Raw genomic sequence first — 15,228 nt, 5'->3', positions numbered from 1 at the left:
AAGCCGCCTTCCACGCTCGAACGCCCAGGCCCGACCACCTGAGCTCCGCATCGGAGCACTCGCGACTGTCGCGAGCTTTCGCGATCGGTTGACGCGATGTATCGCGTTCACTCATACTGCTGGCCTACTGGTCTGCCGTATGGCTATCTGATGGCATGCCGGACATCTCCGGCCCGTTCGACATTCACCGTTACTTCTCCACATCTGGGAGCCCACTTATGCCAGGCGCCATTTACGCCGAGGGTCTCGTGAAGACCTTCGGCGAGGTAAGGGCACTGGACGGCGTCGACCTCGATGTCCCCGAGGGCACCGTGCTGGGTCTGCTCGGGCCCAACGGCGCCGGCAAGACCACTGCCGTGAGGGTGCTGACCACCCTCATCCAGCCCGACAGCGGCAAGGCTGTCGTGGCCGGGCTCGACGTCATCAAGCAACCCAACGAGGTCCGGCGATCGATCGGCCTGTCCGGCCAGTTCGCCGCCATCGACGAGTATCTGACCGGCAGGGAGAACCTGCAGATGGTCGGTCAGCTCTATCAGCTCACCGCGCGCGACGCGAAGCGCAGGGCGGGCGAACTCCTCGAGCGCTTCAACCTCGCGGACGCCGCGGACCGCACGGCCAAGACGTACTCGGGCGGCATGCGCCGGCGTCTCGACCTCGCCGCGGCGCTCGTCGTCCACCCGCCCGTGATGTTCATGGACGAGCCGACGACCGGTCTCGACCCGCGCAACCGCCTCCAACTGTGGGAGGTCATAGAGGAGTTGGTGGCCGGAGGCACGACGCTCCTGCTCACCACGCAGTATCTGGAGGAGGCCGACCGCCTCGCCCACGACATCGCCGTGGTCGACCACGGCAAGGTCATCGCCCGCGGCACCTCCGACCAGCTGAAGGCCCAGACGGGCGGCGAACGCGTCGAGGTCGTCGTGCACGACCGCGACGAGATCCCCACGGCCGAGGCCGTCCTGGCCAAGCACGGCCTGCCGGGCACCGGCCCCGAGGGCGTCACCGTCGAGCACCACACACGAAGGCTCACGGTGCCCGTGACGGGCGGCGCGAAGCTGCTCGCCGAGATCATCCGTGACCTCGACGGCCGGGGCATCGAGATCGACGACATCGGTCTGCGCCGCCCCACTCTCGACGACGTCTTCATCACGCTCACCGGCCACGCGGCTGAGGAGCGCGACGAGAACGGCGCCGCGGAGGCCGCCGGCGAAGCGGCGGCCGGCAAGAAGCAGAAGCGCAGGGACAAGAAGCAGAAGAAGGAGGCCGTCAAGTGACTGCCACGCCCACGGCACCGACGGCACCCATGCCGGCCACCCCGGCCGGAGGCGGCCTCCGCCAGTCCGTGCGCGACTCCCTGACGGTCGCCAAACGCAACCTCATCCGGATGCTGCGCATTCCCGAGGTCGTCATCTTCGGGCTCTTCCAGCCCATCATGTTCGTGGTGCTCTTCAGCTACGTCTTCGGCGGTTCCATCAACCTGCCGGGCGCGGGCCTCGACCCGGGGCTCTACCGCGAGTTCCTGATGGCCGGCATCTTCGCCCAGACCGTCACGTTCGCCACGGCGGGCGCGGGCGCGGGCATCGCCGAGGACATGCACAAGGGCCTCATCGACCGCTTCCGTTCACTGCCCATGGCCCGCGGCGCGGTGCTCACGGGTCGTACGCTCGCGGACCTCGTGCAGACGGGACTCACGCTGATAGTGCTGGCCCTCGTGGCACTGCTCGTCGGCTGGCGCACCCATGAGAACGGGCTGAAGGTGCTGGCGGGATTCGGCCTGCTGCTCCTGCTCGGATATGCCTTCACCTGGATCGGCGCGCTGATCGGCCTGACGGTCCGTACACCGGAGGCGGCCACCTCCGGCGGGCTGATCTGGCTCTTCCCGCTGACGTTCATCTCGAACGCCTTCGTGCCCTCGCAGAACATGCCCACGGTGCTGCGGCACTTCGCCGAGTGGAACCCGTTCAGCGCCACGGTGCAGGCCTGCCGTGAGCTCTTCGGCAACCTCCCGCCGAACTACCCGGTGCCGGACGCATGGCCGATGCAGCACCCGGCCTGGGCGTCGCTGATCTGGTCGGTCCTGATCGTCGCGTTCTTCCGCACGCTGGCAGTGCGCAAGTACAAGTCGGCGAACTCCTGACCCTCCGCAGAACCGGCACACTTGTGGGCCACGGCCGCTCCGGCCGTGGCCCACAGTGCTGTCTGCTTCCGTATCTGTCTCTGGTGCGGTGCTTCCCGTCGTCTCCGCCCGTGCCGTACGCGGCCCTGCGCGGGCGTGGGGGGCCTCAGCCCTGGTACGGCTTCGCCTCAAGGATCTTCACCGACGCCATCTTCCCGTTCGGCAGTTCGTACTCGGCGTCCGTACCGACCTTCTTGCCGTTCACGCCGCTGCCCAACGGGGACTGCGGCGAGTACGTCTCGATCTCCGAGCTCGCGTACTCGCGCGAAGCGAGCAGGAAAGTCACCGTGTCGTCCTCGTCACCGTCGAAGGCGATCTTCACGACCATGCCGGGAGCCACCACTCCGGTGTCCGCGGGAGCCTCGCCGACCTTGGCGTTCTCCAGCAGCTGTTCGAGCTGCCGCACCCTCAGCTCCTGCTTGCCCTGCTCCTCCTTGGCCGCGTGGTACCCGCCGTTCTCGCGGAGGTCACCCTCTTCGCGAGCTGCCTCGATCTTCTTGGAGATCTCGGTACGTGCAGGACCCGACAGGTACTCCAGCTCCGCCTTGAGCTGGTCGTACGCCTCCTGGGTGAGCCAGGTGACGTTGTCGCTGGTCTGGGTCACAGGTGCTCCTCGTCGGTACTGGGAATAAAAACATCGCCCTGCCCAGAGGCTGCGCCTTCGGGGTGGGGCGGAAACTACGAGCCTAACAATTCAGGTGGAAAAGGGAAGAAGGTCGAACGCTGCGTACGGTGTCAGTGACCTTCGGTTTCCCGCGGTTCGCAGCCCACCAGCTCCGCGCTCGTGGCACGCCTCGTGGTCCGTACGGAAACGACTTGGTCCACCTGCTCCGTGCCGCCCGCGACGGTCACGTCCTTGCGTCCGACCTCGCCACCGTCGGCGGCACGCGTACGCAACGTGCACACTCCCGTCGCGTCCGTGTCCTTGCGGACCTCGAGGTGCACTTCCACCGTACGGCCGGAGACCACCTTGAACTTGATCACCTGACCGCTCACCGGCTGCCCGCCGATGTAGTCCGCGCCGAACCAGGCGACCCCCGCGAGCGACAGCACGGCCAGCACCCCGCCGACGATCTTCAGCCTCCGGTCGGTGCGCGCGTCGCGCCCCAGACCGCCCGAGGCCCCGTACCGCCCCTCCGGCGGACCGCCGGCAGCGTGGGCGCGCCCGGCGCCGTCCGCGCGTCGCACGTCAGCCATGGCCGGGTCCACTTTCGTCGCATCGATGGGCGTGGGATATCGGGAATACATCGGGATCCCGATTCGGTCACTATAGGTGTCGCCCGCCATGACGAGTTGACGAGGACCGAGTCTTGACTGAGCAGCTGCGACTGATGGCCGTACACGCCCACCCCGACGACGAGTCGAGCAAGGGCGCGGCCACCATGGCCAAGTACGTTTCCGAGGGGGTTGACGTGCTGGTCGCGACCTGCACAGGAGGCGAACGGGGCTCCATCCTCAACCCCAAGCTCCAGGGTGATCCCTACATCGAGGAGCACATCCACGAGGTCCGCAAGAAGGAGATGGACGAGGCCCGGGAGATCCTCGGCGTGAAGCAGGCCTGGCTCGGCTTCGTCGACTCCGGGCTTCCTGAGGGCGACCCCCTGCCTCCGCTGCCCGAGGACTGTTTCGCCGTACAGGACGTGGACGTGGCGGCCGGCGCTCTGGTGCGCCTCATCAGGGACTTCAAGCCGCACGTGATGACCACGTACGACGAGAACGGCGGTTACCCGCACCCCGACCACATCATGACCCACAAGATCTCGATGGCGGCCTTCGAGGCCGCGGGCGACCCGGAGAAGTATCCGGAGGCCGGCCCCGCCTGGCAGCCGCAGAAGATCTACTACAACCAGGGCTTCAACCGGCCCCGCACCGAGGCCCTGCACAAGGGGCTGCTGGACCGAGGCTTGGACTCCCCTTACGGGGAGTGGCTGGAGCGCTGGAAGTCGATGGGCCGCGAGCGCACGCTCACCACCTACGTGCCCTGCGGCGACTTCTTCGAGATCCGCGACAAGGCGCTCATCGCGCACGCCACGCAGATCGACCCCGACGGCGGCTGGTTCCGTGTCCCGCTGGAGTTCCAGCGGGAGGTCTGGCCGACGGAGGAGTACGAGCTCGCGAAGTCCCTCGTGGATACGTCGCTACCCGAGGACGACCTCTTCGCGGGCATCCGCGACAATTGAAGGTATGACCCTGACGAGTCCGGCCCAGACCGCCGCCTTCCAGGTCCTTCCGCTGGCGAAGGACCTGGATGAGAACAAGGTGACGCCAGGCGTTCTCGGCTTCGTCGTCTTCGCCGTGATGGGAATCGCGGTGTGGATGCTGATGAAGTCGATGCACCGGCACATGCAGAAGGTCGACTTCGAGGAGACGCCCGCGCGCGGCGCGGGTGACAGCGCGGGCGACGGCAAGAAGCCCGCCGCCTCTCCCGCCCCCTCCTCGTCCGCGACGGCCCGTGACGGGAAGAGTTCCGGGCCCGGCGTCTGACCGGTACGACACGACGTACGACGGGAGTTCCGCCATGCTTTTCGGCAGCCACAAGAATCACCTCCCGACCGCGGACGAGGCCCTGCCGGGCCGCCCCGAACGCGAGTTCAGGATCCCCGAGCGCCACACCGTCCTCGGCAACCCTCTGCTGGGCCCGTACCCGGAGGGCCTTGAGGTGGCGGACTTCGCCATGGGCTGCTTCTGGGGCGCCGAGCGGATCTTCTGGGGCGCCGACGGCGTCTGGACGACCCTCGTCGGCTACCAGGGCGGCCACACCCCGAACCCGACCTACGAAGAGGTCTGTTCGGGCATGACCGGGCACACCGAGGGGGTGCGCGTGGTCTTCGACCCGTCGAAGATCTCGTACGAGAGCCTGCTCAAGCTCTTCTGGGAGTCCCACGACCCCACGCAGGGCTTCCGCCAGGGCAACGACACCGGTACGCAGTACCGGTCGGCGATCCACACCCACGGCCCCGCGCAGCAGGCGGCGGCCGAGGCCTCTCGGGACGCGTACCAGAAGGAGCTGACCGCCGCCCGTCACGCGGCGATCACCACGGAGATCCTTCCCGCGGCCGACCGCCCCTTCTACCCGGCCGAGGGCTACCACCAGCAGTACCTGGACAAGAATCCGGCGGGTTACTGCGGCATCGGCGGCACGGGCGTGAGCTGCCCGGTGGGGGTCGCGCCCGCCGACGGCTGACCGATGTCCGTCCCCGGCGCCGAGCGGTCCGCCCGCCCGACGCCGGCACCGGCGCGCCGTGATCAGTTCCGGGGACGGAAGGTGGTGCCTTGCGCAGCGTCACGTTGGGCACCCTGTCATTCCATGACGAGGCACCGACGAGGATCGCGTCGGCGAACTCCGAGGCGGATCCCACGTCGTACGTGATGACCGTCGCGCCCTTCTTGGCTCCGTCCGCGGACGGTTCCGGGGCGGGAAGATCGGTCGCGACGTTCCCCTTCAGGTCGTCCTCGGGCCATTCCGCCGCTTCTCCGCCTTCGGGGCGCTCGGACGGAGCCGCCCCTCGGCTCCGTCCTCCGGCTCACCGCCGCTCGGGGAGGGCTTCGCGGATGAAGCGGTGGGAGTCCCGGGCGCCTGGGCGTCGTCGGACTCCTCGGGTCCGCAAGCGGCAATCGCAAGCAGAGCTGTGCCTGCGAGCACGTACGTACGCGCGCCGCGGACCCTTGGGCAGGCGGACGCGACCAGCCGACGGCACGGGCGCCGGCGGAGGCGACCCGCCACGCGCATCGGAAGGTCCTGCGGGAGGCGGGATTCGGTTCGGTGCTTAATTCGCTGGCCGCCGCGGGGCGAACTCAGCAGGCTGACCGTATGACGGCTCCCGCTGAGTTCCTCCCAGGTCTTGAGTTGTCACGGCTCTTCTACGAGGACGCGGTACAGCCGATCCTCGACAGCGAGTTTCCGGGGCTGAGGTACGCGGCTGCGCGGGTCGGCAGCGGATCCGAGGTGCTTGGTTTCGACACCGCGCGGTCGGCGGACCACGAGTGGGGTCCGCGCCTGGACCTGTTCCTGTCGCCGGATGAGGCTGCCGTGCACCGGGCTGACCTGCTCCGGCTCCTGTCGGACCGGTTGCCCAAGCAAGTGCGGGGTTGGTCCACGCACTTCAGCCACGACGATCCGACCGACCCGGTCGGTCACATGGCCACCACGGACGGACCGGTCAATCACCGGGTCTCCGTGGCCGATGTCGGCGGATGGCTGAACGCTCAGCTGGGCATCGACGCCGGGACTGCCGAACCGACGCTCCGTGACTGGCTGGCGATGCCACAGCAGAAGCTCGCCGAAGTCACGGGCGGCGCGGTGTTCCACGACGGGCTCGGGTCTCTGAGTTCAGTGCGGCGGCACCTGGCCTGGTACCCCGACCAGGTGTGGCGGTATCTGCTGGCCTGCCAGTGGCGGCGCATCTCCCAGGAAGAGGCGTTCGTCGGACGCTGTGCGGAGGTCGGGGACGACATCGGGTCCTCGGCGGTCGCAGGGCGGCTGGTGCGCGACCTGATGCGGTTGTGCCTGCTGCTCCAGCGGCGATATGCCCCGTACAGCAAGTGGCTCGGCAGCGCGTTCGGACGCCTGCCGGTCGCGGGAAAGCTGACGCCGTCGCTGCGGGGCGCGCTGACCGCGACGAAGTACTCGGCGCGCGAACGCCATCTGTGCGACGCGTACGAAGGCGTGGCGGAGCTGCAGAACGACGCCGGGCTTGCCCGGCCCGTGGACCCGACGCGTCGGCCGTACCACAGCCGCCCCTTCCAGGTGCTGCACGCCGAACGCTTCGCCGAGGCGCTTCTGGACACAGTCACCGACCCCGGGCTGCGCGCCCTGCCCCTGTCCGGGAGCGTGGATCAGTGGGCGGACAGCACCGACTTCCTCGCGGAGCAGCGTCTCGTCCGTGGGGTTCTCAACGCCCTCCCGTGAAGCGTTCAATGACGCCCGATGCGCTCAGGCGCTCTTCTCAGTGACCCCGAACGCGGCGACCTTGCGGACCGCGATGATCGCGACCGTCAGCAAGATGCTGCCCCATGACAGGTCGGCCGCGAGGCGGATCAGGCCGGCCGCCATGAGGAAGTCCAGGAGCAGCGGCAGGGCGACGCGGATCGTGCGCGTGGCCGCGTAGGCCACCAGGAAGGACAGGACGCCGACTGCGGTGATCAGCAGCGCGGCCGCCTCGATCGCCGCGTTCACCCCAGGGCGCCTTTCGCCCCGCCAGGACCGGCCCCCGCGTCCCGCTGAGGTTCTGCCGCGGCGTCACGTTCGAGCTCAGCACGTTCATGGGCGATCTCGCGGCCCAGGAAGTAGTTGAGCGCCGTCCGGATGGCGGCGATCGCGGCGAGCTGCCCGATCTCCGTGAAACTGGGCGCCACCGCGGTACGCAGCACATCGCCCGCCAGCTGGAATTCCAGTCCCAGCACGAGAAACCGGCCCAGCGTCAGCCGGATCCGGTTGAAGCCCTTCACGTGCCCCCTGCCACGCACCACGGCCGCGATGAAACTGACGAACGCCCAGCACGCCCCCACAAAGATGATCAACGCGCCCGCGGTCTCCACCAGACGTACGAGGACACCGATAGCCTCACGCAGATTCGACTCCGGCAGTACCTCCCACGAAAGGATCATGTCTGGCCGTTACCCGCCCGCTGGACCGCCTCTCACCGAGCGGCTCCAGGCCCTTCCAATGGCAGACACCCGGCCCCGGATCCACCGCCGCCACGGTTCGGGTCCAGGGCGACCACGGGCTCGGGGCGATCGTCGAGTTGGATCTCCTGTTCGGCGCCCCGACCAGGGAGTCTTCCGGCGCCTGAGGGGTACTCAGGCGGACATGCGAGTTGGAGTGATCGACGCGGGGTCGAATACGGTGCGCCTGGTGGTCGCGGACGCGGAGGGGCAGGTGCCACTGCCGGTACACACTGCGAAGCGACGGCTGAGGCTGGCAGAGCACGTGGGCCGTGACGGCCGGCTCGCTCACGAACCGGTCCAGCAACTCACCGACGCCGTGGCCGCCGCCCGGCAGGAAGCGCAACGGTGGGGCGTGACCACTCCGCTCGCCTTCGGCACCGCCGTCCTGCGCGACGCACCGAACTGCATGGACGTGCTGCAAGCGGTACAGGACGGGAGCGGCGTGCGGTTGGCCATCCTTCCCGGCGAGGTCGAGGCAGAGCTGGCCTTCCTGGCGGCCCGCCGCTGGATGGGCTGGCGTGCCGGGCCGCTGGCCCTGCTCGACATCGGCGGCGGCTCGCTGGAAGTGGCTGTCGGCCGAGGGCGGCTGCCGGGCTTCGCCGTCTCCCTGCCGCTGGGCGCCGGCCGGCTGACCCGCGAGTTTCTTCACGACCAGGACCCGCCGTCGAAGCAGGTCATCAAGGCCCTGCGTCGCCACGTCCGTCATCAACTGCGCGACGCGGCCGCACGAGTCCGCTGGGAGACGCCGCACACCACGGTCGTCACCTCCCGCACCTTTCAGCAACTGGCCCGGCTCTCGGGAGCGTCGCCGGGCCGCCACGGACCCTTCGTGCAACGCGAGATGGCCCGCTCCGACCTCCGTGAGGCCGTTCACCGGCTGCGGTCCATGCCCGCTACCGAGCGCGCCGACCTCCCCGGCATCTCCGCAGCTCGTGCCGGACAGTCGCTGGCGGGCGCCGTCGTCGGGCACACCGCGCTGAAGCTGATGGGCATCGAGACGGTGACGGTGTGCCCATGGGCCGTACGGGAGGGGATCCTGCTGCGGTTGATCGAGGAAGGCGATGCCAGTTGGTGGACGTCGCCGGCTGCCGAGGACGACACCGCCGACGGGAACAGGGCTCCTTTGCACCTTGCCAGTACCCGGTGACGAGAACCCCGTCGCTCAGCGGGCGGGGACTCCCGGATGCGGGCGCCCCGCCGGCTCCTTCCTGCAGAGGCAGAACGGGTGGCCGACCGGGTCCGCGTAAACCCGGAACCCCGCCGAGCACGCTGAAAGGCGAGCCGTGGGCCTCCGGGCACGTGGAGGTCTTACCAGTCCTCGTCGTCCTTCTTCGGTTCGCCGCCGAGAACCCCGGCGTGGAAGTCGGCCAGGGCCTTCGGGTCGGTCGGGTTCACCCGCGGCCCTGCGACCTCACCGCACGACCGCGTCGCCGCGTCGCCGCGTCGCCGCCGAAGAGTTCTGCCAGAGCACGGCGGTCCCGCGACGACACGGCCAACGGTCTCCTAGTCCTCGAACTCGAACGGCAAGAGTTCGACGCAGCGCTGGTACTTCGACTCCAGCTCGTCCTCGTCCTGGGCGCCGATGTAGAGGGCGGCCAGCTCGTAGCTGTAGCTGTCCTGTGCCGACAGGTCGGACAGCCGCTGGCCCTGAGTTGCGGTGATGTCCACGATCGTGTCGGGCACCTCTCGCTCGACACGGGCAACGTCGTCCTCGCTCGGGCTCCGGCTCACGTACCCGTCGGAGAACCGCCGCAGGAACCACTTCCCGGAGACGTTGTACTCGCCCTTGCGGTACGGCAGTTCAGGGTCCCGGCCCAGCGCGAGACTGATCAGGCACTGGTGGTTGGGCACACCGTCGACGTACTCGAACAGCGGGGCGTGCGACTGCGAGAGCCTCGGGTTGACCTCGATGATGTCCAGACGGTCCCGTTCCTGATCCCAGAAGAACTCGACGTTGAACGTCGAGTTGTCCAGGCCGACCTGCTGCACGACCCGGGTGGAGATGACACACATCTCCTCGGCGAGATCTTCCGGTACCGAGGAGGGGTACTGGTACCGCAGGAAGCTGGAGGTGCCCTCGTACAGGACGGAGTCGATCACGCCGTAGCAGTGGACCTTGCCGTCGATGCTGTAGCCCTCCACGGTGAGCTGCCGGCCGGAGATCTCCTCCTCGGCCAGACAGGCCGCCTGGCCACCCGCGGCCTCGACCTCGGGCGGAAGGTCCAGCATCGACAGCACGACGTCGAACGCCTCGCCGATCCCGCCGATTCCGTCCCGGATCTGGGCGACGGCGTCGTCGAACTGCTCGTTGTCCTCCACCCGGAACGCGAGAGCCGACGAGTACGACTTCACCGGCTTCAGCCAGATCGGGAAGTCGAGCTCCGCCGGCCGGCTCGGATCGTCGAGATCGACCAGGGCGAACCCCGGGTGCGCCTCGCAGACCTTCTGCTGCTCCAGCCGGCTCCAGTACTTGTCCTCGCACTTCACGACCGATTCCAGCGAAGCGGACGGCAAACCGTGGCGCTCGCACAGGATCGGCACCATGGAACTCACGGGGAAGTCCCAGTACCCCACGATCGCGTCGATCGACCCGTCGAATGCCTCCAGCCTGCGCTCCGCCTTCTCCAGCAGACTTCGAAGGGGCACATGATCATCCTCCATGAGCTCGTCCTTGCCGAGCAGCGCATGGAAGCGATACGCGGACAAGTGGGGCAGATCGCGCAAGAGTTCATGGTTGCGTTCGTCGAGGCCCAGTACGAAAACGTTCTCCGGCCTGCTGGCCATTCGAGTCACTTCCCTGCGTTCGTCGTTCATGCTGACGTGTGAGAACCGCGAGCTCACCGGCCGTTCCGAGTCGTTCCGCCGACCCGCCGGTGACCGGCAACTGCTGCTCCCGGTTCGGGATGACTGCGGTACCCCTCCGTTCGCATGCCACACCGCCACGCCAACAGCAGCCGACACTCACCAGGGTTGTTCTCGAAGTGTTCGACCGGCCGTCTCCGGAGCGCTAGTCGCGCATGACTTCGGGTTCGTGCCGGCGTAGCAGGCGGGCGACGGCGAAGCCGCAGGCCAGGCCCAGCGCCAGGAGCACGCCGAGGTCGAAGCCCCACTGGGTGACGGCGTGGGCCCACAGCGGGTCGAGGTCGTCCGGCCGTTCGAGGTCCCAGGGCGGCATGGTGTGCGCGAGGTCGAGTGTGGTGCCGGCCCCTGCCACGGCCCAGCGGGCGGGCATCAGCCAGCCGACCTGTTCGATGCCCGGTGCCTCGAACAACTTGAAGAGGACACCTGTGAATACGACTTGGACGACGGCGAACATCACCAGCAGCGGCATGGTCTTCTCGGGGGTCTTCACCAGCGCGGAGATGACCAGACCGAACATCATCGACGTGAAGCCGAGCGCGCTGATCACCGCGCAGACCTCGACGGCTGTGGGCAGTAGCAGCCCCCGGGCCGGCAGGTCACGGACGGAGAAACCGATGGCACAGATCACGGCGCCCTGGATCGCGGTGATCAGGCCGAGCACGATCACCTTCGACACCAGATAGGCGGACCGGGACAGGCTCGTCGCTCGTTCCCGCTCGTAGATCACCCTTTCCTTGATCAACTCGCGTACCGAGTTGGCCGCGCCGGAGAAGCACATGCCGACGACGAGGACCAGCAGGATGGTTCCGGATTCCTGGTTGTAGTGGAGCCCGCTGGAGGGCGGCGGCGGGACGAGTCCGTACTTGGCCGGGACCAGGCAACTCACGCCGCCCAGTACGGCCGGCAGCAGGAGCATCAGCGCCATGAAGCCCTTGTCCGAAGCGATGACGGAGACATAGCGGCGGACCAGCGTCCACAACTGCCCCATCCACCGCTGCGGTTTGGGCGGCAGCGACGCCCGGCGGGGCTTCTCCGGACGGCCGCCCGGCGCCCGCGGCGGGACGGCCGAGTCGATTTCCGCCGCGCAGAGTTCGTACTGCCGGGACTCCCGCCAGCGCCCGCCCCAGTCGTCGTCGCGATGGTTCTCGAAGGCCGAGAAGACATCGGCCCAACTCGCGTGGCCGAGGAAGCCGAGCGCGTCGTCCGGCGGGCCGAAATACGCCACCGAACCCCTCGGGGCCATCACCAACAGCCTGTCGCACAGGGACAGTTCGGCGACGGAGTGCGTGACGACCAGGACGGTACGGCCGTCGTCCGCGAGACCGCGCAGCAGCTGCATCACGTCGCGGTCCATGCCCGGGTCCAGGCCCGAGGTGGGCTCGTCGAGGAAGATCAGCGATGGCTTGGTGAGCAGTTCCAGAGCGACGGAGACCCGCTTGCGCTGGCCTCCGGAGAGCGAGGCGACCTTCTTGTCGCGGTGGACGTCGAGCCTGAGCTCCTGGAGCACCTCGTCGATCCTGGCCTTGCGCTCGGCGGCCCTGGTGTCACCGGGGAAGCGGAGCCCGGCGGCGTACTTCAGGGCGGTGTCGACGGTCAGTTCCGTGTGCAGGATGTCGTCCTGTGGAACCAGACCGATACGGCGACGCAACTCGGCGAACTGCGTGTAGAGATCCCGGCGGTCGTAGAGGACGTCGCCGCGGTCGGCGGGCCGGTAGCCGGTGAGCGCGCGCAGGAGGGTCGACTTTCCGGAACCCGACGGGCCGACCACGGCGACCAGCGTCTTCTCCGGAACCGCGAAGGAGACGTCGTCGAGGATGGTCTTGCCGCGTCCGACGGTCACGGTCAGATTCCGGGCGGCGAAGGAGACTTCGCCGGTGTCGACGAACTCCTCCAGCCGGTCCCCCGCGAGCCGGAAGGTGGAGTGGCCGACTCCCACGATGTCGTGCGGGCCGATGATCCGGCGGTGCACGGGCTGCCCGTTGACGTAGGTGCCGTTGTGGCTGCCGAGGTCGACGATCTCGTGGCGGCCGTCGGGTGCGGGACGGAACTCCGCGTGGCGGCGCGAGACATACGGCCCCTCCACCACGAGTTCGTTGTCCGCCGCGCGGCCGATGCGCAGCCGACGCCCGACGACGATCGGATGCACGCCCGAAGGGTTGCGGTCGATGGAGAGGACCTCGGCCGCCCCGCGGGCCCGGTGGCCCGGGTCACCGGCCGCCGCACCTGCGGGGGCACCACGACCACTACTTGCGTGACTGGCGGCCCCTAATCCACCGGCAGGGCGTGGTGCACTGTGGCCGGTCGCGGGCCCGAACTGCCCCCCGGCGGGTGCGGTTTCAGACTCCGGGGCTGATCGCGGTGCGGGTGCCGCGGCCGGTGCGATCACCGGTTCCGCGAGCCGGGCCGAGGCCGGGGTCGCCGCCAGGGCCGCGGCCGGAGCGGCCGACGTGCCCTGGTCCGCGGCCCGTTGGTCCTCCGGGGTACGCCCGGCCGTGCCCGCTGCCGAGCCGGTATGCACGGCGGTCCGATGCGCATCGCCGCTCGCCACCGGTGAGTGGCCGGTGAAGTCCAGTCGCAAGCCGCCGGAGGCGTTTCCCAGCCTGACGATCGAACCGTGGCCGAGCTCGATCCGCCGGACACGACTCCCCTCGCTGAAGGTGCCGTTGGCGCTGTCGAGGTCCTCCAGCACCCACCTCCCGGCCTCACAGCGGATCGTGATGTGCCGACGGGAGACCCTCCGGTCGATGCAGGTGATGTCGGCCTGCGGATCGCGGCCGACGGTGTAGCTCCGCGACGCGTCCAGGGTCCAGGTGCGTCCGTTGGCATGCAGTACAAGTTCAGGCACGTCTGCCCCAAGTCGGTCGTGTACGCCCGAGGGCCGCCTGCCGGAAGGCAGTTGGACCTTCGGCTCCCGCGGTTCCGGCGTACGCCCGCCCCACCCGGGTAGGTACGAGCGTCCAACGGCGCACGGCCCGGTGCGCCCGCCGGTGGAAACGGCGGGCGCACTGTCTCCTCGAAGATCCTCGAAGACAGTGCCCCGCACCGTTGTCGAGTTGGTGCCGCTGAAGCGGCACCCCGCCGGTCCGTGTGTCAGTCGGTCGAGGACGGGACGTCGACGGTCAGCGTGACCAAGTCCGGGTCGCTGCTGTCGAACTGGATCGTCGCGGGACCCTTGGTCGCGGACGTTCCGCCGTCGGTGGGCGTCTCCCATCCCTGGTTCGCGAGTTCGCCGACGTAGGACTTGACCATGGAAACGGAGTCCGAGGACTCACCGTCCAGTCCGAAGGTGAGCTTGAGGGTGTCGTCGGCACTGCTGCTGATCTTCTGCACCGGCGCATCGGGAAGCGGGGGCGCCTGGTCGGGGTAAGTGAGCGTCACCTCGACGGAGTCGGGTTCCCTGCCCACGTCCACCTTCTGCTTCCCGCGCGAGAAGGTGGCGGTCGGCGACTCGTAGCCGTTCTTCTGAAGCTTCTGTTCGTAGGCGGTGGCCGCGTCGTCGGCGGACCCGCCGACAGCGGCGAAGGCCATGACGAGGGTCTTGCCCTCGGAGACGACGCTGGTCACCTCGGCACCCCTGGGCAGAGGAAGTGCCACGGGCTTGCTGTTGTCGAAGACGTCCCCCTCGCCGGCTCCGTCGCCGCCGTTCTCCTTACCGTCTCCGCCGGACGACCCGGTGGTCCCCCCCTGCCCGGACGAGCCTTGGCCCTCGGATGCGGAGTTGCCCGGCTTGTTTCCGGAGCCGTTCTCTTCTTCGGGCCCGCACGCCGAAAGCGAGAAGGTCAGCGCCGCGGACAGCAGAAGCGCACTCGTGAGTCTCAGATTTCGCTGATGCATGATGAGCAGATTCCCCTTGGACTGAGCTGAATTTCCCGAGGAACGCTAGGGTCCGCCCGCGGGGATTCATTGAGTAATCACTACTCAAGAGACGGGAGTTGACCTCCGCAACCGGCTCCGATCAGCGATCTCCCGAAATGGAATGGGCGGGTTCGGTTCCATCATTCGCAGGCCTATTGCCTGCCCGTGACAGCCCTGTGACGAATTTCGTACGACGTTCACCAGGCGACTTGCCCGCGAATATCGCGAGTCCCGCGCGAGGCAGAACCCCGGCCCCGCGGCCGGACTGGCCCCGCCGGACGCCCAGTTGCATTCACCGATCAAGCACGGAACCGCTCTGTCTCTCACAGCGGAGGACGTCGATCCTGTTCACTGGAAGGACCGGTATGCATTCGGCGGGAGGGCCAATCCGGGCCGCTTGCGGAGGCGGTGGAAATACTCCGGAAAGCGCCGACGCGGTCACCGCCCTGGTGGAGCGGGCCGTCCGCCGTCACGGCGATGTGGTCGCCGCCCACGTTCCAGGGCTGTGCGACCTCGCGGACCGGACGGCCCGTTCGCTGAGAGGGCGGGATCGATCCTGGACAAGCTCTTGGCCGGGCGCACGTGGCTGGATGAGCAGCAGGACGGTTCCCCCGCCACGGAATGAATGGCCGGTCACGGCGAACTTCCCGCACCGGGTGCAACAGGGA

14 protein-coding genes and 1 pseudogene are annotated in these 15,228 nt (G+C 68.6%); 7 read left to right on the top strand and 8 right to left on the bottom strand.

Going from position 1 to position 15,228, the window contains the following annotated elements:
- The first annotated feature begins 218 nt into the window (after window positions 1-218).
- Window positions 219-1,274: a daunorubicin resistance protein DrrA family ABC transporter ATP-binding protein gene (locus I004_RS0101455; RefSeq protein WP_028434037.1), complete on the top strand. Its 1,056-nt coding sequence runs from the start codon at window positions 219-221 to the stop codon at window positions 1,272-1,274.
- A gap of 29 nt (window positions 1,275-1,303) precedes the next feature.
- Entirely contained in the window at window positions 1,304-2,137 is an 834-nt protein-coding gene (locus tag I004_RS0101450) for an ABC transporter permease (RefSeq protein ID WP_028434036.1), read from the top strand.
- Window positions 2,138-2,282: 145 nt separating this feature from the next.
- Here the strand turns inward: I004_RS0101450 and greA are convergent, their stop codons facing one another.
- The gene (gene greA / locus I004_RS0101445) at window positions 2,283-2,780 is read right to left on the bottom strand and encodes a transcription elongation factor GreA (protein WP_028434035.1); all 498 of its coding nucleotides are present in this window, start codon (window positions 2,778-2,780) and stop codon (window positions 2,283-2,285) included.
- A 131-nt stretch (window positions 2,781-2,911) separates the two neighbouring features.
- Entirely contained in the window at window positions 2,912-3,373 is a 462-nt protein-coding gene (locus I004_RS0101440) for a DUF4307 domain-containing protein (protein WP_028434034.1), read from the bottom strand.
- A gap of 113 nt (window positions 3,374-3,486) precedes the next feature.
- On the opposite strand from I004_RS0101440, the gene mca reads away from it, so the two are divergent.
- From mca to I004_RS0101420, 4 genes are all read left to right on the top strand, one after another.
- The gene (gene mca, locus I004_RS0101435) at window positions 3,487-4,356 is read left to right on the top strand and encodes a mycothiol conjugate amidase Mca (protein ID WP_028434033.1); all 870 of its coding nucleotides are present in this window, start codon (window positions 3,487-3,489) and stop codon (window positions 4,354-4,356) included.
- 4 nt (window positions 4,357-4,360) lie between these two features.
- Window positions 4,361-4,660 (top strand): hypothetical protein, encoded by a 300-nt coding sequence (locus I004_RS0101430; RefSeq protein ID WP_037974547.1) that lies wholly within the window; start codon window positions 4,361-4,363, stop codon window positions 4,658-4,660.
- A 34-nt stretch (window positions 4,661-4,694) separates the two neighbouring features.
- The gene (msrA, locus tag I004_RS0101425; protein WP_028434031.1) at window positions 4,695-5,360 is read left to right on the top strand and encodes a peptide-methionine (S)-S-oxide reductase MsrA; all 666 of its coding nucleotides are present in this window, start codon (window positions 4,695-4,697) and stop codon (window positions 5,358-5,360) included.
- Window positions 5,361-5,987: 627 nt separating this feature from the next.
- Window positions 5,988-7,085, top strand: coding sequence for a DUF4037 domain-containing protein (locus I004_RS0101420; protein ID WP_028434030.1), 1,098 nt, complete (start codon window positions 5,988-5,990; stop codon window positions 7,083-7,085).
- 24 nt (window positions 7,086-7,109) lie between these two features.
- Here I004_RS0101420 and I004_RS0101415 read toward each other — a convergent pair whose 3' ends face one another.
- Both I004_RS0101415 and I004_RS31490 read right to left on the bottom strand, forming a co-directional pair.
- Window positions 7,110-7,352 carry a hypothetical protein gene (locus tag I004_RS0101415; RefSeq protein WP_028434029.1) on the bottom strand — a complete coding sequence of 81 codons (243 nt, stop codon included), beginning with the start codon at window positions 7,350-7,352 and terminating at the stop codon, window positions 7,110-7,112.
- Entirely contained in the window at window positions 7,349-7,783 is a 435-nt protein-coding gene (locus I004_RS31490; protein ID WP_051344581.1) for a DUF1622 domain-containing protein, read from the bottom strand. Before I004_RS31490 ends, I004_RS0101415 begins: the two co-directional genes overlap by 4 nt.
- 202 nt (window positions 7,784-7,985) lie before the next feature.
- On the opposite strand from I004_RS31490, the gene I004_RS0101405 reads away from it, so the two are divergent.
- On the top strand, window positions 7,986-8,990 hold the full coding sequence (locus I004_RS0101405; protein WP_028434028.1) for a Ppx/GppA phosphatase family protein: 1,005 nt from the start codon (window positions 7,986-7,988) through the stop codon (window positions 8,988-8,990).
- A 15-nt stretch (window positions 8,991-9,005) separates the two neighbouring features.
- Here I004_RS0101405 and I004_RS40040 read toward each other — a convergent pair.
- The 4 genes and pseudogenes from I004_RS40040 to I004_RS0101385 form a co-directional block, all read right to left on the bottom strand.
- A pseudogene (locus I004_RS40040) lies at window positions 9,006-9,238 on the bottom strand (VOC family protein).
- Between the two features lie 108 nt (window positions 9,239-9,346).
- Entirely contained in the window at window positions 9,347-10,627 is a 1,281-nt protein-coding gene (locus I004_RS0101395) for an ATP-grasp domain-containing protein (protein WP_028434027.1), read from the bottom strand.
- A gap of 223 nt (window positions 10,628-10,850) precedes the next feature.
- Window positions 10,851-13,550, bottom strand: coding sequence for an FHA domain-containing protein (locus I004_RS0101390; protein ID WP_028434026.1), 2,700 nt, complete (start codon window positions 13,548-13,550; stop codon window positions 10,851-10,853).
- 245 nt (window positions 13,551-13,795) lie between these two features.
- A complete protein-coding gene (locus I004_RS0101385) occupies window positions 13,796-14,539 on the bottom strand; it encodes a hypothetical protein (RefSeq protein ID WP_028434025.1) in 744 nt (247 codons plus the stop codon).
- Window positions 14,540-15,228: the final 689 nt, after the last annotated feature.

This window comes from Streptomyces sp. TAA486, from assembly GCF_000426165.1.
The sequence above is the reverse complement of the archived record's forward strand: the minus strand, read 5'-3'. Positions and strand labels throughout refer to the sequence as shown.